Origin of the sequence: Bradyrhizobium sp. NP1, assembly GCF_030378205.1 — a bacterium.
Taxonomy (GTDB): domain Bacteria; phylum Pseudomonadota; class Alphaproteobacteria; order Rhizobiales; family Xanthobacteraceae; genus Bradyrhizobium.
This window is the reverse complement of sequence record NZ_CP127385.1, coordinates 4,590,674-4,611,449: the sequence shown is the minus strand read 5'-3', so window position 1 is coordinate 4,611,449 and position 20,776 is coordinate 4,590,674. Positions and strand designations below refer to the sequence as shown.

At 58.5% G+C, this 20,776-nt stretch carries 22 protein-coding genes and 1 pseudogene; 17 read left to right on the top strand and 6 right to left on the bottom strand.

Annotated features, from left to right (window positions below; translation table 11 throughout):
* Nucleotides 1-24 precede the first annotated feature (24 nt).
* Both QOU61_RS22285 and QOU61_RS22280 read left to right on the top strand, forming a co-directional pair.
* Complete coding sequence (locus QOU61_RS22285; protein WP_289653349.1) at nucleotides 25-1,320, top strand: glycoside hydrolase family 130 protein; 1,296 nt, start codon at nucleotides 25-27, stop codon at nucleotides 1,318-1,320.
* A gap of 69 nt (nucleotides 1,321-1,389) precedes the next feature.
* Nucleotides 1,390-1,632 carry a hypothetical protein gene (locus QOU61_RS22280; protein ID WP_289653348.1) on the top strand — a complete coding sequence of 81 codons (243 nt, stop codon included), beginning with the start codon at nucleotides 1,390-1,392 and terminating at the stop codon, nucleotides 1,630-1,632.
* Nucleotides 1,633-2,039: 407 nt separating this feature from the next.
* Here QOU61_RS22280 and QOU61_RS22275 read toward each other — a convergent pair.
* From QOU61_RS22275 to QOU61_RS22265, 3 genes and pseudogenes are all read right to left on the bottom strand, one after another.
* Nucleotides 2,040-2,814 (bottom strand): annotated as a pseudogene (locus tag QOU61_RS22275) (sensor histidine kinase).
* A 353-nt stretch (nucleotides 2,815-3,167) separates the two neighbouring features.
* Complete coding sequence (locus tag QOU61_RS22270) at nucleotides 3,168-3,350, bottom strand: hypothetical protein (RefSeq protein WP_289653347.1); 183 nt, start codon at nucleotides 3,348-3,350, stop codon at nucleotides 3,168-3,170.
* A 76-nt stretch (nucleotides 3,351-3,426) separates the two neighbouring features.
* A complete protein-coding gene (locus QOU61_RS22265; protein ID WP_289653346.1) occupies nucleotides 3,427-3,564 on the bottom strand; it encodes a hypothetical protein in 138 nt (45 codons plus the stop codon).
* A 590-nt stretch (nucleotides 3,565-4,154) separates the two neighbouring features.
* Here QOU61_RS22265 and QOU61_RS22260 point away from each other — a divergent pair.
* Together QOU61_RS22260 and QOU61_RS22255 are read left to right on the top strand one after the other, a co-directional pair.
* The gene (locus QOU61_RS22260) at nucleotides 4,155-4,415 is read left to right on the top strand and encodes a DUF1488 family protein (protein WP_289653345.1); all 261 of its coding nucleotides are present in this window, start codon (nucleotides 4,155-4,157) and stop codon (nucleotides 4,413-4,415) included.
* A gap of 135 nt (nucleotides 4,416-4,550) precedes the next feature.
* The gene (locus tag QOU61_RS22255) at nucleotides 4,551-5,609 is read left to right on the top strand and encodes an integrase core domain-containing protein (protein ID WP_289653344.1); all 1,059 of its coding nucleotides are present in this window, start codon (nucleotides 4,551-4,553) and stop codon (nucleotides 5,607-5,609) included.
* A gap of 98 nt (nucleotides 5,610-5,707) precedes the next feature.
* On the opposite strand, the gene QOU61_RS22250 is transcribed toward QOU61_RS22255, so the two are convergent.
* Both QOU61_RS22250 and QOU61_RS22245 read right to left on the bottom strand, forming a co-directional pair.
* Nucleotides 5,708-7,120, bottom strand: a complete 1,413-nt coding sequence (locus QOU61_RS22250) for an FAD-binding oxidoreductase (protein ID WP_289653343.1) — start codon at nucleotides 7,118-7,120, stop codon at nucleotides 5,708-5,710.
* Nucleotides 7,117-8,475, bottom strand: coding sequence for an MFS transporter (locus QOU61_RS22245; RefSeq protein ID WP_289653342.1), 1,359 nt, complete (start codon nucleotides 8,473-8,475; stop codon nucleotides 7,117-7,119). The genes QOU61_RS22250 and QOU61_RS22245 overlap by 4 nt, the downstream gene beginning before the upstream one ends.
* A 137-nt stretch (nucleotides 8,476-8,612) precedes the next feature.
* On the opposite strand from QOU61_RS22245, the gene QOU61_RS22240 reads away from it, so the two are divergent.
* Nucleotides 8,613-8,978 (top strand): YciI family protein, encoded by a 366-nt coding sequence (locus QOU61_RS22240; RefSeq protein ID WP_289653341.1) that lies wholly within the window; start codon nucleotides 8,613-8,615, stop codon nucleotides 8,976-8,978.
* On the opposite strand, the gene QOU61_RS22235 is transcribed toward QOU61_RS22240, so the two are convergent.
* Nucleotides 8,968-9,507, bottom strand: a complete 540-nt coding sequence (locus QOU61_RS22235) for a MarR family winged helix-turn-helix transcriptional regulator (protein WP_289653340.1) — start codon at nucleotides 9,505-9,507, stop codon at nucleotides 8,968-8,970. The genes QOU61_RS22240 and QOU61_RS22235 overlap by 11 nt on opposite strands.
* Before the next feature lie 276 nt (nucleotides 9,508-9,783).
* On the opposite strand from QOU61_RS22235, the gene hppD reads away from it, so the two are divergent.
* From hppD to QOU61_RS22175, 12 genes are all read left to right on the top strand, one after another.
* Entirely contained in the window at nucleotides 9,784-10,881 is a 1,098-nt protein-coding gene (hppD, locus tag QOU61_RS22230) for a 4-hydroxyphenylpyruvate dioxygenase (protein ID WP_289653339.1), read from the top strand.
* A 201-nt stretch (nucleotides 10,882-11,082) separates the two neighbouring features.
* On the top strand, nucleotides 11,083-12,249 hold the full coding sequence (locus tag QOU61_RS22225) for a homogentisate 1,2-dioxygenase (RefSeq protein WP_289653338.1): 1,167 nt from the start codon (nucleotides 11,083-11,085) through the stop codon (nucleotides 12,247-12,249).
* A gap of 210 nt (nucleotides 12,250-12,459) precedes the next feature.
* Nucleotides 12,460-14,070, top strand: coding sequence for an FAD-dependent oxidoreductase (locus QOU61_RS22220; protein WP_289653337.1), 1,611 nt, complete (start codon nucleotides 12,460-12,462; stop codon nucleotides 14,068-14,070).
* A 10-nt stretch (nucleotides 14,071-14,080) separates the two neighbouring features.
* Nucleotides 14,081-14,290 (top strand): DUF2783 domain-containing protein, encoded by a 210-nt coding sequence (locus QOU61_RS22215; RefSeq protein WP_289653336.1) that lies wholly within the window; start codon nucleotides 14,081-14,083, stop codon nucleotides 14,288-14,290.
* Between the two features lie 26 nt (nucleotides 14,291-14,316).
* A complete protein-coding gene (gene fahA / locus QOU61_RS22210; protein ID WP_289653335.1) occupies nucleotides 14,317-15,642 on the top strand; it encodes a fumarylacetoacetase in 1,326 nt (441 codons plus the stop codon).
* Between the two features lie 34 nt (nucleotides 15,643-15,676).
* A complete protein-coding gene (locus tag QOU61_RS22205; protein ID WP_289653334.1) occupies nucleotides 15,677-16,351 on the top strand; it encodes an MmgE/PrpD family protein in 675 nt (224 codons plus the stop codon).
* Nucleotides 16,352-16,445: 94 nt separating this feature from the next.
* Entirely contained in the window at nucleotides 16,446-17,174 is a 729-nt protein-coding gene (locus QOU61_RS22200; RefSeq protein ID WP_289653333.1) for an autoinducer binding domain-containing protein, read from the top strand.
* Between the two features lie 192 nt (nucleotides 17,175-17,366).
* Entirely contained in the window at nucleotides 17,367-18,005 is a 639-nt protein-coding gene (locus tag QOU61_RS22195) for an acyl-homoserine-lactone synthase (protein WP_289653332.1), read from the top strand.
* Nucleotides 18,006-18,083: 78 nt separating this feature from the next.
* Nucleotides 18,084-18,587, top strand: coding sequence for a cysteine hydrolase family protein (locus QOU61_RS22190; protein ID WP_289653331.1), 504 nt, complete (start codon nucleotides 18,084-18,086; stop codon nucleotides 18,585-18,587).
* 46 nt (nucleotides 18,588-18,633) lie between these two features.
* Nucleotides 18,634-18,978 (top strand): acyl-homoserine-lactone synthase, encoded by a 345-nt coding sequence (locus QOU61_RS22185; protein WP_354142461.1) that lies wholly within the window; start codon nucleotides 18,634-18,636, stop codon nucleotides 18,976-18,978.
* Between the two features lie 136 nt (nucleotides 18,979-19,114).
* Nucleotides 19,115-20,158: an alpha/beta fold hydrolase gene (locus tag QOU61_RS22180; protein WP_289653329.1), complete on the top strand. Its 1,044-nt coding sequence runs from the start codon at nucleotides 19,115-19,117 to the stop codon at nucleotides 20,156-20,158.
* 64 nt (nucleotides 20,159-20,222) lie between these two features.
* Complete coding sequence (locus QOU61_RS22175) at nucleotides 20,223-20,774, top strand: hypothetical protein (protein ID WP_289653328.1); 552 nt, start codon at nucleotides 20,223-20,225, stop codon at nucleotides 20,772-20,774.
* The last annotated feature ends 2 nt before the right edge of the window (nucleotides 20,775-20,776 follow it).

The following is a 20,776-nucleotide window of genomic DNA, read 5'->3' as shown; positions in this document are numbered from 1 at the left end:
TCATTCGCACGAACAGAGGGCACCTTGTCACAAGCGGCTTTTCTCAATCGGCGGGCGCTTTACCTGCGTCCCGATCCCGCACGCGTGATCGTTCGCCCGTTCAAGCCGGCGACTGAACCGCGTGATCTCAACCCGACCGACAAGACGCGAGCCAACCATATTGTCGAGCGTGTCCTCAAGCTCGATGCGAATGCCGCAGCCAGCCAACTGGCTGATGTCCTGGAGAACTTCCAGGGCCGGCACCGCAACTTGCTGGAGACGTTCGAACTCCGCGCCGACGAAATGGAGGAGGCGCTCGCGGCGCACGGTACGTTTTCCGAAGTCCAGCGCCAGCTCATCGGCGCTTATTTCATGCACGAGTACTCGTTCGAGGCGTCGGCGCTGTTCAACCCCAGCATCGTCCCGCACCCTGATCAGTCGGAAATCCCGGCGGGCAGCTTGCGCTTCATTCTCAGCCTCCGTGCTGTCGGCGAAGGGCATGTGTCATCGCTGACGTTTCGCGCCGGTACCATCGCGGCCGACGGTAGCATTGCGATCGATCCGACCGCCCGGCTCGCTTCGAGCCCCCGGATCGGATATCGGGCCCCCGGACCAATCGGCGACGAAGTCGAGGTCGTCTTCAAGCCGGAGCAGGACATCAGTGAACGCGTCATCTTCCCGGTCACGGAATCGCAGTCGAACGGCATCGAAGACGCCCGCTTCGTCGAATTCAACGATGGCGGGCGGACGACCTATTACGCGACCTATACCGCCTACAAGGGTACTGCGATCCGATCGGAATTGATCGAAACCACCGACTTCCTCTCATTTAAAATGACGCCGCTGCACGGAGCTGCCGCGCGCAACAAGGGCATGGCGCTGTTCCCGCGCCGGATCGAGGGCAAGTACGCCATGATCGCCCGCCAGGACAACGAGAATCTCTATCTGGTCCATTCGGACGACCTGTACAGATGGGAAGGCGGTCAGGCCATCCTGAAGCCGCAATTTCCCTGGGAGTTTGTGCAGATCGGCAACTGCGGATCACCGATCGAACTGCAGGAAGGCTGGCTGCTGCTGACGCACGGCGTCGGCCCGGTCCGGAAATATTCGATTGGCGCCGCGCTGCTCGACAAGCGCGACCCGTCCAGGGTGCTGGCGCGTTCGAGCGAACCGTTGTTGCGGCCTGAACCAGGCGAACGCGAAGGATACGTTCCCAATGTGGTGTATACTTGCGGGGCGATGACCCACAACGATCAACTCGTACTGCCGTACGCCGTATCGGACACCTTCTCCAATTTCGCGACCATCAAGATTTCTGCGCTGCTGCACTCGATGTCCTGAATCCGAAATCGCCCGGTGTGACCTGCGCGCTCAAAGGAGAGCCCTGACGGGAGGCCCAAGGAGAAGCCCATGGCTCGCGAAACAAGCTACTTCGTCCAGGCCTTCATCGCCGGCCGGGGAGGAAGCCTGAAAGCCGATGCTCCGATCGCCTGCAAAACGGCAACGGGTGCCCTTCGAACGGCAGAGAGACTGGCATTGAGCAAGCTGGGCGTCATCGCCTTCTCATCCACCGGCGATCCCGAAATGGGTGACTATGACGACGAGCCGGCCGTCATCTTTCGTAAGGGCGAACTTCCATCGGCCTTCGACTGAGGTTGATCGCGCGCGCCGAAAATCTGGTGACTTGGGCGGCCGCGCGTGCTCGAGGCACAGCTACCGATGGCTGTGGTGGCTCAAGAGTCCGGAATTAGGACGCTCCAGAACGCACAACGCCGCCAGACCGAATAATGCCTGGCGGCGTTGTGTCAGGTCCGGACACTGCAATCCTCCAGTAGCTATCTGTCGGCACAGAGCGTGCCGAGGTTCACGCTCGTGCCCGTTGCTCTCGAATAGTGGCTGGAACCAATGTCACGTGACGGGACTAACTTGGTAAGAGGTGACCGGATGCCGTCCCCCTCGGTATCCGATGAATGACGGCCCCAGTTCTTCCCCCGTGCTGGGGCCGTTGTTGATCTGGACCCGCAATATCCCTTGGTCCGTCAATCGATCTGAATACGGACTTACGCCGCCGGCGAAGTCAGGGAAGCGATCGGCACGTCGAATGCGTACACGAAACCGGTCGAATCATAGGTTAACCGCACATTGCCCTTGAGCTGCTTGCCCAGCCTCTCGATCAGTCGCGTCCCGAAGCTGCGCTTTTCCGGAGGGTGGACGGCCGGACCGTTGTTCTCGGTCCATGCTAGGTGCAGGCACTGTGTCTTTGGGTCCAGCGCCCAGGTGATGTCGACGCGTCCCTCCGGGACCGACAGGGCGCCAAACTTCGTGGTGTTCGTGCAAAGCTCGTTAAGCGTCATCGCGACGGCGATCCCGGCACCCGACGTCATCCGGATATCTGGTCCCGAAATCGAGAATTTCGGCTCATCCGGATTGTCGAAGGCGGTGGCGCCGCGGACAACGGTGCCAAGATCCGCGCTGGAGATCGTGCGCCCGTCCGAGCGCCAGCAACCGGCCTTCGATAGCGTGCTGCGCGTGTTCAGCTCCCTGCAAATTGCGCAGGCTCTGGGAGACGATGGCACCCACGGTCGCGAGCGTATTCTTGATGCGGTGGTGCAGTTCCTCCAAGATCAGCTTCTGCAGCTTGTCGGACGCCTCGCGCTCCTTGGCCTCGATGCCGGCGTCGGTAAGCAGACTGCGGGCATTGATCTCGGCCTGCGCGAGGAGAAGCCGCAGGCTGACATTCTCCGCCGCCAGAAAGTCCTGGTGCGGTTCTGCGCCGCTCCCGGCGCGCCGGTCTGTGCGAAGATCGACTTCAATCACCCCCAACCCTATCACCATAAGTCGTGTCCCGCACTTGCATTCGCGGTTCCTGCCGCAATCGGGCGATTTTGGCGGTATCCGGCGTGAAAACCGACGGCGTTAGGCGTGGCCGATCATGCTGTGCATCTCGGCTATCATTTGCCCGGCTTCGAGTGGCTTGCCGAAAAACCTGCTGCAGGGGGGAAGACCACTGCTCGGCGGGTTCAATTGCCCTGACACCACGATGATCTTGATCGACGGCCAACGTCTATGCACGGCGTGCGCTAGTCCCAAGCCGTCCATGCTGCCCGGCATCTGGATGTCGGTGCACATTAGCGCGATGTCGGACCCTGGACTCCAGGATTGCGACGGCTTCGTCGGCATCCAGGGCTTCAACCGGCGTCTTCGACCATGTCGACCGTGCGCATGCGGATCATCATCTCGTCCTCGACGATGAGAACGACGGCTGGAACGCATGAAAGATCGAGCACCATCGGATGAGCGTCCACGAAAACAGCTATCGACCGGACAGGCGGTCGATCTGGGACAAGCATCTCGGTGCTCATTTGATCCATGCCCGGGCGCTCTTTTTCCTGAATACCCGAGCCAGCCACGATGCGTGAACGGTTAGGAAGTCACGCTGAACGGCCGTCATTCGGCCGGCGTCCCGCTCTTGCTGAAGAAATGCTCGTGCATTTCAGCAGCATTTCGCAGGATCATTGCCTTGTTCATCACCTCCGTGCGTTGATTTCCCGACGGCATCTCACGAGCTTCATCCAAGGCGGCCACCGCTCTAGCGTGGAGCTCCTTGGCCAACGATGGCCAGGTTCGTTTCGTCGGAGCGAACGAGCTGTTTGCGTGAGCCGGCTGCGCCGGTCCGCCGAGGTGGACTACCATTGAATGAGCATCGCGGCGGCGATCAGCACCACAAAAAAGATCGGCAGCAATACCGGCGGTACGAACCACTCGCGAACACTGAATTTGTAGATATTGGACATATCGGCCGCCTTCTTATCGCGGCGGGAGCGCAATGCTCTCAGTCACCGATGACAGCCGGGGAAGCGCGCGGTGATATAGAAGATATAGTGACGCTTCGCCGAATAACGAGGCTGGTTGCAGTTATTTATCGGGCCATGATCGAGCAGGGTTGTAATCCGATTCCGGAGTAGCCATTTACGCTTGAGCGCAGCCGGATCGTTTCAACACTATTCCCGTTGTGCAAAGCTTTCGCTACGCCAGATCTTGTATCGGCCAACGGCACATCGTTTGCCGTGCGCGTCACGGGTCAGGACAAACTATGGCCATCGAATATTCATCGGTGGGGTTCGGCAAGCTGGCACGGCGCCCCGTACACCGACAACTTGATCGGTCACAGCCACATGATTGAGTTTCCAAATCACAGTCGTTCATATGACCGAACGCGGCATGCCGTGCGATTTTGGGGACACGATAGCGCGATAGAGGCATCGTTTTTTATAGACGAAGGCGCGTTGAGGCGCATTCAACCAGATGCCCGTCCTGATGAGTCGGGCTTTCTGAACGCGTTCGATTCTAACCGTGATCGGATATGCGCCGCCGCCGCCAGGGTCTACGTTCGCGGAAGCAGGGGGTCTTACGATCTGGTCGCCGAAAATTTTTGAAACGAATGCCCGCCGGTGGTTTGATTGGCGAGGCTGATCGAAGCAAACGTCGGCATCGGTGATCTGATCGGCCCTTGTGTGTACCGAAAACCTTATCCGAGTTGATGACGCGATGGAGTCGCCTAAGCTGGCGGAATGATCGGGCTGATCTGCTTCGTTCTGGCCGTGGTGGCCTCGCCATTCAAGTCGAAGTTGCGGCTTGAAGCTGAGAACGCGGCGCTGCGAGATCAGTTGATTGTCCTGAGGCGTAGGCTGCCTAGTCGCGTCCGGTTCACGAACAATGATCGCTGGTTCCTCATCCAGCTGTATCGCTGGTTTCCATCAATCCTGCAGGTCATCACAATCATCCGGCCCGAGACGCTCGTACGTTTGCACAGGGCTGGCTTTCGTCGCTACTGGCGTTGGAAATCGCGTCGACGGGGAGGGCGGCCGCCAGTCGAGACGGAGCTGCGCGCGCTGATCCGGCGGATGAGTATCGAGAACCCCCTTTGGGGCGCGCCACGCATTCACGGCGAGCTGCTCAAACTGGGATTTGAGGTCGCGCAGTCGAGCGTCGCCAAGTACATAGTCAAGCGGCGAGTGCCACCTAGCCAAGGATGGCGCACCTTTCTGCGTAATCATGCTCCAGACATTGCCGCCATGGACCTGTTCGTTGTCCCGACCATCGGCTTCGATCTGCTTTATGCGCTCGTCTTCGTGCGGCTGGATCGTAGAGATCTCGTTTGGATTAACGTCACAACCAACCCGACGGCGGAGTGGGTTGCACGTCAGATCACCGAGGCTTTTCCTTGGGACATGGCCCCGGCTTACATGATCCGAGATCGCGATCGGGTCTACGGCACCGTCGTCACACGCCGATTGCGTGCCATGGGCATTCGGGACAAGCCCACTGCGCCAGCCTCACCTTGGCAGAATGGCTTTGCCGAACGGCTGATCGGATCGATCCGGCGTGAGTGTTTGGACCACGTCATCGTTTTGGGCGAGGCGCATCTCCGCCGAATCCTGCGATCCTATGCGGACTATTACAACGGCGTCAGAACTCATCGAATCCTTGGACAAGGATGCGCCGGTCTTCCGCCCGGTTCAGCGAACCGGTGTGGTCAGTTCACGCACCATCTTGGGCGGACTTCACCACCACTACGCCCGTGTTTAGGTTTTCGGTACACACAGCCGCTACAGCAGATAGGCTTCTGAAGAACGGCATTTGTTTTCCTTCCATCGAAGTATAGCTGGTTGGCGACATGCTTTGATCGCAGACGGCAGTTCAGACGATCTGAATCGGGATATGGCTTTCAAGCAGCCGAGGCGGCCGGTATGACCTTGCCTGGGTTCAAGATATTCGTGGGATCGAGCGCGTGTTTCACGGCCCTCATCACAGAAACCGCCGGCCCATGTTCTTGCGACATGTATTTCAGTTTGCCCTTGCCGATGCCGTGCTCACCCGTAGAGGTTCCACTCATTCTCAGGGCGCGATCGACGAGCCTGTCATTGAAGGCTGCTGCAGCGGCTTGTTCGTCCGGTCGGTCGCGGTAGACAAGTAAAAGCACATGAAAGTTACCGTCGCCGACATGACCGCAGATGGGCGCGATCAATCCATGCTCCTCAATATCAAGACGCGTCTCATTGATGCACTCGGCCAATCTCGATATCGGCACGCAAACATCTGTCGGTTGTCCTTGCGCACCCGGTCTCAACGCCAGCGCGGCGAAGTAGGCATTGTGACGCGCTTCCCATAAACTCGACTTTTCCGCAGCCGTTTCGGCCCAGGCAAAGGTCAAATAGCCGATATCCTCCGCAATCGCCCTGGTAGATTGCACCTGTTCCCGCACGACTGTTTGCGAACCGTGAAATTCCATGAACAGACAATGAGCTTCAGGATAATCGATCTTGGAATATTGCCGACATGCTCGCATCTGAAGCGCATCCATAAGCTCGACACGTGCAATTGAAATTCCAGCATGCATGATCTCGATGACGGTTCTGGCGGCGTCATCGATCGAGCGGAACGATGCAACCACCACGCCAGTTGTTTCGGGAATGCCGTGGAGTTTGAGAGTCACCTCTGTGATGACACCCAGTGTGCCTTCCGAGCCGACGAGCAAACGAGTCAAATCGTATCCGGCGGAGGATTTCCTTGCGCGTCCGCCCGTCCTTATGACCGTCCCGTCAGCAAGCACAGCCTCCAGAGTCAGTACATTGTCACGCATCGTGCCATAGCGGACGGCGTTAGTTCCTGACGCGCGTGTTGCGACCATACCGCCGATCGAAGCGTCTGCGCCGGGGTCAATTGGAAAGAACAGTCCGGTATCCCGCAGGATTTCATTCAGCCGCTTGCGCGTTAAGCCCGGTTGTACGACGACGTCCATGTCGTCCGCATTAACAGCGATCACCCGATTCATCGTGGAGAGATCGACGCAAAGCCCGCCATGCACGGCAGCAACGTGGTCCTCTGCGGAAGTTCCCGTGCCGAATGGAATCAGAGGAATGTCCAGCCGTCGGCATGTTCGAACAATGTAGGCCACCTCTTCCGTCGTATTGGGAAACACCACCGCGTCCGGAGACCTTCCGAGAAGATGCGACAAGCCATGGCCATGATGGTCGCAAATGGCCGCGTTGTTGGTAAATCGTGATCCAAACCGGCCCGAAAGCTCCTGACCTAATCTGTCCAGACTGTCCGGGTTCACCTGATCTGCTCGAACGTTCATCGGTTTGCCACCGGCAGGGCAGCGTCACGAGAATCCGGGACCTGTTCGGCACTCGTTGCCAGTATTTGCCCGTCCATCCGCTTGAGCCAAAGCCCGGAGATTAGGGCTAGCGCCGCGCAGCCCGCCATCCACAGGCTCGGAGCAGCCAATGAGCCGGTCCATCCGATCAACAGTGTAGCCATAAGAGGGGTCAATCCCCCAAAAATAGCCAAGCTCAAATTGTACGAAATGGCGATACCCGTAAATCTCACTCGCGTCGGGAAAAGATCAGCCGCGATTACGCCAAACGTTCCATTCATCAAGGCGCCGCAACAGCCGATGATGACCATCAAGGTCACAAGATTTGCCGAATGCCCGGTGATCAGTTGATATGCAGGCCACGCGGCGATGACAAAGATGATCGTACCAAGCCTATGCAACCATCGACGGGGCATGGTGTCGGACAGCCATCCCACGAGGATAACGGTGAGTGAAAGAGCGGTCACGCCTGCCATAGTGGCATTCGACACCGAGGCCGGCTCATAACTCAGCATTCGCGTTAAATAGCCAGGCATTTGAACGAATAGCAGGCCGTTGAGCGTAGCGACAGACGAGATAACGCCAAACGAAACGAGAAGCTGGGGCCAGTAATTTGTGCAGACCTCGGCCGCAGGGGCTCGATAAACGTGATCGCGAACTCGATTGAACGCCGGAGACTCTTCGAGCGAACCTCGCACCCAATAGCTGATCACACCTAACACGCCCCCGATCAGGAAAGCGACACGCCAGCCATAAATTGCCGCTTCCGATGGCGACAAAGCGGTATGGATGCCTACGCTGACGCCAGTTGCGAAGACGACGCCCATTCCAGCCAGGCAGAAAAGAATGCCGCAGGCAAAACCCGCTCGGCGTGGCGCTGCTTCTACGACATACGTTACAGCTCCTGCGATCTCGCCCCCCAAGCAAAAACCCTGGATCAAACGCAAGGCGACAAACGCCAGCGTAGCTGCGACGCCACCTGTGGCGTAGGTGGGCATCAATCCCATTCCAATTGTCGTAAGAGACATTGCCAGCAACGACACCAAGAACACGTTGCGTCGCCCATATCGATCGCCGAAGTGGCTTAGTACAAAGCCACCAAGTGGCCTGACGAAATAGCCAATCGCGAAAATTGCATAGGTGCTTACCAGCGACACCAGGGCGTCACCAGACGGAAAAAATGCTGTCGAGATGTATTGGGCAAACACGCCGTAAACGATGAAATCGTAATATTCCAGCGCACCGCCCAGGCTTGAAAGGAAGATTACCTTCTTTTCGCTGTAAGTGAGCTGTGGCGCAGCAACTGCGCCCAATTCCATGGCTCGTCCGGTGGTCATGGCGTACTCCCTGCTTTTTTGATTGTGCGCTCTCAATATCAATTTCATTTTGAAAATATGTCAATATGAAAGTATGAGAAGCCGGCTCGGTTTTAGTCGGATGCCGTGTGCGCACTGCAACAAGATGAGGAGGATCGATGTCTTTTCTAATTCAATGCCGCTATCGGACGGGCGCAGCAGAGGAGCGCTTTTCCATCAGAGCCAAGCATCTCGAACACATGATAGCAGCGCTCCCCACCACCGTTGCGGGCGGAGCCCTTCTAGATCAGCGCGGTAGTGCAATCGGAATGTTTGTGGTGCTGGAAGCCGAAGACCGCGCGAGTGCGGAGGGGTTTATTTCCGGCGAGCCTTATAATGCTGCTGGCCTCTTCGAGACGGTAGAGATCTATGGGCTAAAACTAATGACGCCCGAGCCGGAGCCCAACTTCCTGGAAGCTGAACTCGTTCGACAGCGTCACGCGGATCGCAAAGCTAAAGGTGATGGTGATTTTGTTACGGAGTAACGAATTTCCGCCAATCGACATCATCGCCGAGGGTTGCCTCGGCACTCAGCATGAGTTTCTCAGTGAGGCGGCTGAGTTCGCTCCGCTCCGACGCCGACAAACCTGCGAGTAGTTTTTTTTCGATGGCTTTGGCCAGCGGAACGATCTGTGCGTAGGCGTCGAGACCTTTTTGACTCAGCCTCAAGACAACACGCCTGCGATCCTCCACGTCAACTCGACGGCTGATCAGGCCGACCGACGCCATCTGCGTAATCGCGCGCGTTACTTGAACCTGATCCATCGCTGTGCGCTCAGCCACCTCCTTTGCGGACAATGGTGCGTAACGACCGAGATTGGCCATTATTCGCCAACCAGGCACCGTCAACCCGTACTGCTCGCCGTACATACGTTCGAGGCAATGGCTTACGCGGTTGGCGACCACGGAACAACGATAGGGGATCCACGCTCGCAACTCCAATGATGCCAAAGGCTCGGCAGATTCGGGGGCAACGGCGTTAGGTTCGGAGCGTCGTTTCGCGGCCTTTGGCATGGTTTCCTCAGAAAGAACTGATCTTCTACAAAATGCAAAAATTCGAAGATGAAATCAATTAAATGACCTAAGTAGACAAAGCAATCGAACATTCAGCGATCAGAAAATTCGCCCAGGGAAAATGAAGGCATGCGTCCGTGCAATCATCTTTCCTCGGCTCCACGAGAATGTTCGTTGTTCGGCGGTTACTTTGCGAGAAAGTCCGCGGCTTCTATTTTTATATTGCAATAATTTCACAATGAAAGTATCGTCTTCCGAAACCTAGGGAGGATGAAAATGGGCGTTCCTATCGAGAAGAATCCAACAGCACATCACGATAATCCAGCCGGCACAGAGGGTATGGCGTTCGTCGAGTTCGCAGCCATTGACCCTCGTCCGATGGCGGAGTTGTTCGAAAAGTTGGGCTTCAGGCGAATTGCTGCAGTCGATGGTCGGGATATCTCGCTGTGGAGGCAGGGTGGTGTGGACATCGTGCTGAACGCGGACCCGCAAACCCATGGTGGCGCCTTTGCGCGCGTCCATGGCCCCTGCATCTCGGCGATTGCCTTTCACGTCAACGATGCCAAAGTCGCCTTCGAGCGTGCTGTCGAAATGGGTGCCGAGGCTTACGGGGACGAAAATGGTCAGCGCGTTGTCGACGGCCTTGCCCTGAGTGGCATCGGCGGAAGCCTACTCTACCTGATTGACGACGCGAGCGAGAGTTCGTTCAAGGCGAAGCTGTTTAATCTGCAGAACCCGCGGGAGCCGGCAGTTCCGGGTGTAGGCTTCCTGACGGTGGATCATTTGACGCACAACGTTCGGGCTGGCCAGCTCGATGTGTGGGTCGATTTCTACCGTCGTATATTCAACTTTAGAGAGGTGTTTTACCTCGACACCAAGGGCACAAAGACTGGGTTCAGAACCCGGGCAATGAAGAGTCCCTGCAACAAGATCTGTATTCCGGTCAACGAGCCGACCGATCCCCAGTCGCAAATCCAGGAATATATCGATCTCTACAAGGGGGAGGGAGTGCAGCATCTGGCTTTCTTGAGCAATGACCTGAACGAAAGCATTGAGGCGATTGCCGGCGCAGGAATACCAGTGCAACCAATCCCGGAGTCTTACTATGCCGGCGTCGACGCGCGCTTGCCTGGACATGGCCAGGATATGGCGCGTCTCAAGCGCAACGGTATTCTGATTGATGGCGAACACAATGACGTCGACGACAGTTGGGGCTTGCTGCTTCAAATATTCTCGAAAAACCTGATCGGGCCGATCTTTTTTGAGTTCATTGAGCGTCGCGACAACGAGGGCTTTGGCGAGGGAAACGCCAAGGCTCTGTTCGAGGCTATAGAGCGCGACCAGATCGAGCGCGGAGTGGTTGCGACGCAATAAAGTTCGCCACGCTCAAACCAGGCGGCTGCGACGGCGCCTTGGTTGTGCTGAATCGCGATCTGACATGCGCAAACACGTTCTGCGGATTGCCTCGTCGACCACGGCGATCCGATCGCGAGGACCGAGAGAATGGTTTCGGTGCTGGACACCCGCAACTCCGGCTGACAACACGCCTTTCGAGACAAGTTGGAGAGACTATCGATGTCAAATGCCCGCTATATCGGCCTTCCGAGAATCGAAGGCCAGTCGTCCCGACAAGCCCATGCGGATTTGCCCGAGGGTACGTTCGAGCGCGAATTGGGCAAGGAAGGCTTCTTTGGCCCCGCCTCGCATATGTACCATACCCATCCGCCGACAGGCTGGTTGTCTTGGGAAGGACCGTTGCGCCCGCGCGCTTTCGATCTTGCCGCTCTAAAGCGCACGCAACAAATGGTCTGGAACGCCGACCCAATCCTGCATAATGCACACGTCAAATTCCGCATGTGGCGGATTGACCGATCGATGGACTATTTGGCGCGCAACGCGGACGGCGACGAACTTCTTTTCATTCATCGTGGCAAGGGCGATCTGTATTGTGACTACGGGCACATGTCGGTCGAAAAGGGCGACTACATCTTGTTGCCGCGTTCGACGATGTGGCGCCTGGAGGTTGAGGAGCCCATGGCGGTTCTTCTCATCGAAAGCACCGACGGATCCCTGCGCACGCCCGACCGGGGACTCGTCGGCCGACACGCGCTTTACGATGAAGCGATCCTCGAAACGCCGCGGATCGACGAGGCGTTCAAGGCTCAACAAGACGAAAGGCAGTGGTGCGTACAGATCAAGCGGCGTGAGGAAGTATCGATCGTCACCTATCCGTTCAATCCGCTCGACGCGGTCGGTTGGCACGGAGATCTGGTTCCGGTGCGGCTGAATGTAAGGGATATCCGCCCGCTGTCGTCCCACCGGTACCACCTTCCGCCGTCGGCTCACACCACTTGGGTTGGGCACCGGTTCGTCGTTTGCACCTTTGTACCACGACCGTTCGAAACCGATCCGGCCGCGATAAAGGTGCCCTTCTTTCACAACAACGACGATTACGACGAGGTCGTGTTTTATCACGACGGCAATTTCTTCTCCCGCGACAACATTCATCCAGGAACGGTCTCACTTCACCCCTGCGGATTTACGCATGGGCCGCATCCCAAAGCGCTGCAGCGCATGTATGAAATGCCCGCAGCCGAGACCAACGAATACGCAGTGATGATTGACGCGCGCGACGCGTTGGAGATCGGTTCAGCGGCGAAATCGGTCGAATTGGAATCCTATGCTGAATCGTGGAGAACTTCGGACAGACTGGTAGCTCAGAGGGCCAAGCTTGCCAGGTGAGCCTGTGAATACCTGTGCCAAGCACCTCGCATACGGGCGAGCCTTGGCCAGGATCTCCTAACCGGCAAGATGTGGGTGGTTAAGGCCGCTCGATAGCCACCCACGCAGGCGTCAGCCGGAAAGATCCTCACATTGCGCGAGATTTGAGAAATTTTCGGTTTTCTGGGAAATCCAGGCCAGTGGCTGTCTGCGGCGCTCGCGGAAAAATGCATGTCCAAGACCTACAAGTATCGGCAATTCCAATACAGGCCGTCGCCCGAGCAGACCGGCACCCCGTTAACGCGGTATCCCGTGGTCGTGGTGGGCGCTGGCCCGATAGGTCTCAGCGCCGGGCTCGAGCTGGCGCCCCGTGGTATCCGGGCAATCGTGCTCGATGATAACGATACGGTTTCGCTCGGCTCTCGGGCGGTGGCGCACGCCAAGCGATCGCTCGAGATCTGGGACCGCCTGGGCTGCGTTGATCGCATGATCGCCAAGGGCGTGCGGTGGAAGGTGGGCAAGGTGTTTTTCCGCGACGCGCTGTGCTACCAAATTGATCTGCTACCGGAAACCGATCACAAGATGCCGGCGATGATCAACCTTCAGCAGTACTACGTTGAAGAGTATCTGGTCGACGAGATCGGCCGACGGCCCCACATCGAGTTGCGCTGGAAACACAAAGTCGTCGATCTGAAGCAGGCGCCCGACCACGTCGTTCTCACGGTCGAGAATCCCGATGGCGTCTTTGCATTACAGGCAGAATGGGTGTTGGCCTGCGATGGCGCCAACAGCGATCCGCGCCAGATGGTCGGCGCAGCGTTCACGGGCCAACGCTTCGACGATCGTTTCCTGATTGCCGACGTGGTGATGAAGGCCGATTTCCCGCCGGAGCGTTGGTTCTGGTTCGACCCGCCGTTCCATCGCCATCAATCGGCGTTGCTTCACAGGCAAGCGGACGACGTCTGGCGTCTCGACTTTCAGCTCGGTCGCGAAGCTGATCCCGAGGAAGAGAGAAAGCCGGAAAAGGTGATTCCCCGAGTGCGAGCAATGCTCGGTGATGCGCGGGAGTTCGAGCTCGAATGGGTCTCGATCTATCAGTTCGCATGTCGGCGGATCGACAAGCTGCGCCATGGTCGCGTGCTGTTTGCCGGCGACGCCGCGCATCAGGTCTCACCATTCGGCGGTCGCGGCGCCAATAGCGGCATACAGGACATCGACAATCTCGGCTGGAAGCTGAAGCTCGTGATCGACGGCGACGCACCGCCCGAATTGCTCGACACCTACGATGAGGAGCGGTCGGCAGCGGCCGACGACAATCTGCTCAACTCGACACGATCGACTGATTTCATTACGCCGAAGAGCGACAACAGCCGGCGCTACCGCGATGCCGTTCTCGAACTGGCGGCGGATCATGAATTCGCTCGCCTTCTGCTCAATTCGGGCCGTCTGTCGCGCCCAACACCCTACGCGACCTCGTCACTAAACACCCCGGACGAAGGCGTGTTCGCGGGCCGGATGTCGCCTGGTACGAACTGTGACGATGCGCCGCTACGCTACGGCGGCATCGACAGCTGGCTATTGAAGCTTGTGGGTGACGGCTTTGTCGTGCTGGTCTTCGGCGAGCGGCCCAAACTAGGCCAGATCGTCTTTGGCCGGGTCCGGGCAAAGGTCATCGTGGTGGGCCGCGATATCGAAGACTCAAGGGGCGTGCTTACGGCGCGTTTCGACGGCCGGCCCGGAACGACCTATCTGATCCGGCCCGACCAGCATGTCGCTAGAAGGTGGCGACATTTTGAGCCGGCGAAAATCGAAAAGGCGTTGGCGCGCGCGATGGCGGCCTGAAGGTAACGACGTGAATCTCAACACCAAGCCCAATATCGCTGATCCCGATGGCTTTTACCAAGAGCTAATTGATTCCCAGCGTCACATGAGCGAGCCCGAGGCCGAGCTGATGAACTGCAAGCTCGTGCTCATTCTTGCCAATCATATTGGCGATCGCGAAGTGTTGCGCGCGGCGATACGAAGCGCTGCCGCGCGGACCAAACAAGAAGAAAAGCAATAGTTATCCTCCAGCATTTCGGGTCGGACATGGCAGACGTAAGTGGAAGACTTAACGAAACACACGATCTGAATGGCCGCAGTTGGATTGACGCGGCCAATAAGCCAGATTGCCCGTTTCCAATTCAGAACCTGCCGATCGCGGTGTTCCGCCGGTCGGGTAGCAGCGAGCCATTTCGCGGCGGCATCGCCATCGGCGAATTTATCGTGGACCTGGCCGCGCCGTGTCTTTTGCCCCATCTTGGCGAAACCGCGCGATCGGCCGTTTCGCTGGCCTCTTCTCCCTGCCTGAACGCCTTTATGGCCGCGGGGCGCGCAGTCCAACGTAGCCTGAGGTCTGACCTGTCGCGGATCCTGCGGCACGATTTTCACGAAAGGAAGAACGTGACCGAGGCCCTGGTGGCGATCGATCAGGCGGAGTTCAAGATCCCATCTCAAATCGGCAACTTCTCGGATTTCTATTGCTCAATCCACCACGCGGCCAATGTTGGAAAGCAGTTTCGACCCGACAATCCGGTTTTGCCGAACTACCGGTGGCTTCCCGTTGGCTATCAAGGCCGCACGTCCTCGATCCTCCTCTCAGGACATGCGATCGGTCGCCCAAAAGGCCAGATCCGTGACGCAGATTCTTCCGATCCCATCTACGCCGCCTGCAGACGATTGGACTACGAAGCCGAACTGGGAATATTCATCGGCGCTGGAAACGCACTGGGAAATCCGATCGCGATAGAGGAGGTCGAGGACCATCTTTTCGGAGTTTGCATTCTGAACGATTGGTCTGCGCGCGACATTCAGTCCTGGGAATATCAGCCGCTCGGACCATTCCTCGCCAAGAGCTTTGCGACCTCCATTTCACCGTGGATCGTGAGCTTTGACGCGCTCGAACCTTATCGACTGCCTCACCGTCGGCCGGCCGGCGACCCCGCACCTCTGCCGCATTTGGCTTCGAAGCAGGACGAGGTCTGTGGCGCCATCGACATCAGGATTTCGGTCCATCTTCAGACCGCGGCCATGCAGGCGCACGATCTTGCGCCCGTTCGCCTGTCATCGTCGACCTATGCGGATTCATACTGGACGCTGGCGCAGGTCATCGCGCATCACACTTCCAATGGTTGCAACCTGCAGGCCGGCGACCTGATTGGCTCCGGAACGATATCGGGCCCGGCGCCCGACGCGCGCGCCTGCTTGCTTGAACTGACGGAGGGAGGACGATCGCCTGTGACGCTGCCATCCGGTGAGACCCGGGCCTTTCTGCAAGACGGCGACACGGTGATCCTGAGCGCTTGGTGCGAGCGGGAAGGTTTCGCTCGCATCGGCTTTGGCGAATGCCGGGCGACGGTGCAAGCTGCCGAATAGACTGCGAGGCGCTTGCGGGCGACGGAGGCAACGAATGAGTAGCGAACGGATATTGGCGGGATTCGTCTCGGCAGCGAGATTCGAGGATATCCCCGCGAGCGCGCACGTCGTCGTCAAGCAGATGATGCTGGCCGTGATCGGTGCGGGCATCGCCGGCTCATCTGAAGACGGTTGCCGTGAAATTCAGAATTATGTGTTGGGTTGGGGCGGCCATAACGAGGCGACCGTATTCTTCACCGACCGCAAGGCGCCGGCCCATTTGGCCGCGCTCGCCAATGGCATTGTTTGCCGCGCGCTCGACTATTGCGACGCGATGGCGCCGGGATTGCACATGGGGTCTTCGATCGTCCCGGTCGCACTTGCCATCGCCGAACGTGGCGGCGGGTGCAGCGGTCGGGAGTTACTTACCGCTCTCGCAGTTGGTGCCGAAGTGGGCGCGCGGCTCAACCTGTCCGAGGCGGAGTATCACGGCTTCGATCCCACCGGGGTCGCCGGCGTGTTTGCCGCCGCCGCGACTGCATGCCGCCTACGAAAGCTTCCGATCGACAAGACACTGCAGGCGCTGGCATTGGCGTTTAACCGGGCCGGCGGTAGCTTCCAGAGCAATGTCGATGGATCGCTCGCGGTGATCTGGCTTAACCAGGAACCGACCTGCCGATCAAGGAGGTCAAGGATCATGCGGGTCTTCACATTTCCTCATGATCGATAGCAGAGTGACCTACTCCTACCTTTCTCCAAGATGGATCTAGCGACTATCGTCGGTAACTTGAGACGGCGACATCTTCTCAGATGGCATTACCAGAATGAATCCCGTCGAGAACATCTTCCAGGAATTCGTTGACGCGATCCAGACCGCGAACAAAGCTGATGCGTTCGAGCGAGTCGCAACTCGACTAACGCACAGGCTCGGCTTCCAGCATTTTGCCTATCTTCGCATCACCGGCGAAACGCCAGTGCTGATCTCGTCCTATCCGAAGTCGTGGACCAGCCGGTATTTCCAGCTTGAATATCAGCAGCTGGACCCGGTGGTACGCAGGGCGCGTCTTGAACATACGTTGTTTAGTTGGGGAGGAGAGGCCTCAGCCCCGGCCGGAAATCGCGAGCAGCGCCGCTTCTTTGATGAAGCGAGCACCTTCGGGATCAGATCAGGTATCACCGTGCCCATCAGGGGTGGATTTGGACGGACGGCCGCGTTCACACTGGCGACCGGCGACCGGGAGGTTCATCCGGAGCGCCTCGTGGCCGACTGGAAGGACGTCGCGCAACTCATAGGTTTGTATTTTCATACTCATGTCGCCGTCAGACTTGACCTGCCTCCGACGGCGCAACCCGTGGGAAGTGAACTGACGCAGCGTGAGCGTCAGTGCCTCGCCTGGACTGCGCGAGGAAAGACTGTCGCGGACATCGCGGTCCTGGTCGAAATTGCGCCGCGCACTGTGGTCTTTCATCTGGAGAATGCGCGCCGCAAACTCGGTGCGGCATCCATTGCACAGTGCGTTGCAGAGGCGCTGCGACGCGGCTTGTTGTCCTAATCATCGACAGACTCTCATTCGTCCGAGAATCGAGAAGGCTTGGCGCTCGTAGCGCGCGTCAATGATATATTGTATTCCATCCAGAATGGTCTAGCGTAATCAGGTGGAGCGCGATCCACCTGCAAAATATGACAGGCGATCGCCAAACCCCTTTCTGGTCTGGAGGCCTCCCGATAACTTCAGGAGGTCGGCATGAATGCCATCGCACTTCACACCCCTCAATTTGGGCTTCATATGGATCTGCTCGCAGCGATGTATCGGCTGCGGCGGCGCGTCTTCAAGGATAGGCTTGACTGGTCAGTCTCCGTCTCAGGTGAGTTCGAGCTCGACGTTTTTGACGCTCTCGGGCCAACTTACCTCATTCTGATGACAGACGGTGGGGAGCCGGTGGGCTCGGTTCGTCTACTCCCGACCACGGGACCGACCATGTTGGCTGACACCTTCCCCGTTCTGCTTGGCGGGACGGCCGTGCCTCGCGACGAAAGAATTCTCGAAAGCTCGCGCTTTTGCGTCGATACCACGCTTGCCGCTGAGCAGGTGGGCAACGGTCTCAACCGTGCAACTTTCATCCTGTTTGCTGCCATGATCGAGGCCGCCCGTTGCGCGTGCGCCAACAGCATCGTGACGGTTACTGATACCCGGATGGAACGCATTCTGCGGCGAGCGGGCTGGCCGTTGCGACGGATCGCTGCCCCGCAGCAGGTCGGATCGACCATGGCGGTCGCGGGCTTCCTGGAAACGTCCGAACAAGCAGTTCAAAGGATGTATGAACAAGCCGAGGTGAACGGACCTGTGCTCGTGTCACCGGATCGTATCAGGGCGGCCGCCTGACCGCGCCTCGTGAGAAGCGTCTGGCAAAGGTCGTTTTATACGTAGATGCTCGCAGACCCACGACATAGTCGAGTGGTTTTGATCAATCTGACGCGGGGCGAGACGCCAGCTTCGGCCGGTCTTGCCGCGCGTCAGGTCAGTCTTTCATTGCTGCAGGCGGGATTGGAGATCTTCGGCGTCGCGTCGACCCTCATCGGCGAATGCCATCCGTTTGGGATTGAGGCTACTGAGCGGGATGGGCACTCGATGACGCAGCTGGACGGTGATGGCATTTCCATTTGGCACGATCGGAGGTTTACGGACACTCTGGCATCACCTGAAACTGGGATCATCTTTTTCGGAGGAAGCTGGCTCGAAGAAGAGATCTTCATTGCGGCACTGCAGGGCGCCCAGCGTGGATACGACGTCCGCTTGCTATCGGACCTCATCGCAGTGCGCGTCGAAACGGACCGATCGCTCGTTTTTGATCGGCTGGCGCTTCATGGCATCTTGCCAACAACGGTCCGGCAGACGCTGCTGGAATGGGCCGTGTGCCTGGACGATCCGCTTCTGAGGCAGAAGGTTCAGCTGCTCTTGTCGTGATCGGGCGCCGCCCTCGCGCGCTCCGGCGCCCGGTTCCCGGGCTCTCGTGAACCGAGCCCGCACGCGGTCTCGGCCTTGCGGCTTCGATCCCTGGCGCAGACCCGGAGCGCCGCGATGGCTGAACTCGCGATTTTCTGTCGATACCAGGCTGGCCGTGACGCCGACGCCAGGCGGTCTCAACCAGGCGACACCTCTCCTCTTTGCCGCGATGATCGACAGCCTGCGCGCTCTCAACGCTCGATCGATCATAACCGTAACCGACGTGCGAATGGAACGCATCCTGACGCTGCGTGCACGGAGTGCGTTCAATGGCAATCCGTCCAAGGAGGTAAGACCGAGCTGGCTCCCAACCGAGGGCCAGTGCTCAGACAGCCCGCGCGGATCCGTCTGAAAGTGGACATACGGCGCCGGTGTCGAAAGCTTGGCCCGGCATCATCGACACCCTTCGATGCACTGCCGATGCGCCATAGTCGTCATCATCGCCCGCGAAGCTCTCTTTTTGCCCCATAACATGACGGAGCCATCCCATGCGAGGTCGTGCAACGGCTTTCTCCGCGCTGCGCGGCCATATGGAAGTTGATCCTCTCAAAATCCTGCGGGCTTGCGCCACAAGGCGCAATCGCAATGGGCCATTCTGCGCCTTGAACGATTGCCAAGATCATCCGGTGGGACTTTTTTTGGGGGACCAAACAACAATGGCATATGTCGATGCCGCCGGCGCCAGACTTTATGTCGAGGAATCCGGCCACGGCTATCCAGTCATTTTCCTGCATGAATTCGGATCCGACCGTTGGCAATGGGAAGCCCAGATCCGCCATTTCGGCCGCGCCTATCGCTGTATCACCTTCAATGCCAGGGGTTATCCGCCAAGCGAGGTTCCCGAAGATGCCACCGCGTATGGTTGGGAGCTTGCGATAGAGGATGTCGCAGCCGTCATGCAGGCTCTCGCGCTCGACCGCGCCCACATAATCGGGCTGAGCATGGGCGGATATACTGCTTTGCTGTTTGGCTTGCGCTACCCGGAAAAAGTCAGTGCTATCGTCGCCGCGGCCGTAGGATCAGGTTCGCTTCCGTCACATCGTAGCGCCTGGTTGAAGGAGACCTCGACGCTGGCGCGGGCCTTCATGGAACGGGGGATGGACGCCATGGCCGAGAGGATCGCTCATGGACCGACGCGCATCCAGCTCAAATACAAGGATCAAAGGACGTGGCAGGCGTTTCTGGCGCATCTGCGCCAGCAATCGCCTCGGGGAATGGCAAACACAATGGTGCGCTGTCAAGCTTTGCGGCCGCCACTGCATGATCTGCAGAATCGATTGTCAAGCCTGAAGATACCGCTGCTGCTCGCGGTGGGCGACGAGGATGCACCCTGCCTTGAAACCAACTTGATGCTGAAATCGATGCTTCCCAATGCGGGGCTGTGGATATGCCCCAACACTGGGCATGCGATCAATCTGGAGGAGCCGGCTGCGTTCAACATGCAGGTCGAATGCTTCCTCAGCCATGTCGAACGCGGAAGCTGGCGTCGGGAATATCAATCACCCTCGAAGCCGCAGCTTCCGCAAAAATAGAACCACCGAACTGAAAAACAGGCCTCTTGAAGGGCGCTTCTGCGTCCTGTCAAGGAGACGCAGCATGGACGTTGATCTCTCGGAACGGGCGGCGGCGCGATTGGCGATCGCGGCCAGACGAAGCGGGGCCAGTGAGTCCGATCTTATTGAAGCAGCACTCGACCGCTTCCTCGCGTTAGATGATACGACTAGCGAAAGAGCCAACCTGTCGCGGCGGCTCGATGGAATGGCCCGCCAACTCGAACAACTCGATCACGATCTTCGAATCGTGAGCGAGACCGTTGCGCTTCACGCGCGATTTCATCTGGCTATCGCCCCTTTGGTACCGGCGGCAAAGTTGCCTGCTGCGTGCAGGCGCGGGGCAGAACGCTTCGAAGAATTTACCTCACAGGTAGACCAGCGCCTTCGCAGGCGCGCACCGCTCGTTCAGGAGCCGCTTGATCGGGCCGGAGCGGCCACACCAGCCGGTTCGGCAGGCGATCAACGACGGAGCGGGGTAACACCGCAGACGTCGAGAGGAGGGCCGTCAGGGCTCGATGCTCTGACCAGGTTCGGGAAGATGACAGGATCAGCCGCTGCCGTCCGGGAGGACGGCAGCAAAGGCAACTTTCCATGATG

Bases quoted from the DNA above. Each gene is read 5' to 3' on its own strand.
- QOU61_RS22280 (WP_289653348.1), top strand. From the start codon at position 1,390: ATGGCTCGCGAAACAAGCTACTTCGTCCAGGCCTTCATCGCCGGCCGG.
- QOU61_RS22180 (WP_289653329.1), top strand. From the start codon at position 19,115: ATGCGAGGTCGTGCAACGGCTTTCTCCGCGCTGCGCGGCCATATGGAA.
- QOU61_RS22225 (WP_289653338.1), top strand. From the start codon at position 11,083: ATGTCAAATGCCCGCTATATCGGCCTTCCGAGAATCGAAGGCCAGTCG.
- QOU61_RS22175 (WP_289653328.1), top strand. From the start codon at position 20,223: ATGGACGTTGATCTCTCGGAACGGGCGGCGGCGCGATTGGCGATCGCG.
- hppD (WP_289653339.1), top strand. From the start codon at position 9,784: ATGGGCGTTCCTATCGAGAAGAATCCAACAGCACATCACGATAATCCA.
- QOU61_RS22220 (WP_289653337.1), top strand. From the start codon at position 12,460: ATGTCCAAGACCTACAAGTATCGGCAATTCCAATACAGGCCGTCGCCC.
- QOU61_RS22235 (WP_289653340.1), bottom strand. From the start codon at position 9,507: ATGCCAAAGGCCGCGAAACGACGCTCCGAACCTAACGCCGTTGCCCCC.
- QOU61_RS22260 (WP_289653345.1), top strand. From the start codon at position 4,155: ATGATTGAGTTTCCAAATCACAGTCGTTCATATGACCGAACGCGGCAT.
- QOU61_RS22270 (WP_289653347.1), bottom strand. From the start codon at position 3,350: ATGGATCAAATGAGCACCGAGATGCTTGTCCCAGATCGACCGCCTGTC.
- QOU61_RS22255 (WP_289653344.1), top strand. From the start codon at position 4,551: ATGATCGGGCTGATCTGCTTCGTTCTGGCCGTGGTGGCCTCGCCATTC.
- QOU61_RS22245 (WP_289653342.1), bottom strand. From the start codon at position 8,475: ATGACCACCGGACGAGCCATGGAATTGGGCGCAGTTGCTGCGCCACAG.
- QOU61_RS22200 (WP_289653333.1), top strand. From the start codon at position 16,446: ATGAATCCCGTCGAGAACATCTTCCAGGAATTCGTTGACGCGATCCAG.
- QOU61_RS22250 (WP_289653343.1), bottom strand. From the start codon at position 7,120: ATGAACGTTCGAGCAGATCAGGTGAACCCGGACAGTCTGGACAGATTA.
- QOU61_RS22195 (WP_289653332.1), top strand. From the start codon at position 17,367: ATGAATGCCATCGCACTTCACACCCCTCAATTTGGGCTTCATATGGAT.
- QOU61_RS22205 (WP_289653334.1), top strand. From the start codon at position 15,677: ATGAGTAGCGAACGGATATTGGCGGGATTCGTCTCGGCAGCGAGATTC.
- QOU61_RS22240 (WP_289653341.1), top strand. From the start codon at position 8,613: ATGTCTTTTCTAATTCAATGCCGCTATCGGACGGGCGCAGCAGAGGAG.
- fahA (WP_289653335.1), top strand. From the start codon at position 14,317: ATGGCAGACGTAAGTGGAAGACTTAACGAAACACACGATCTGAATGGC.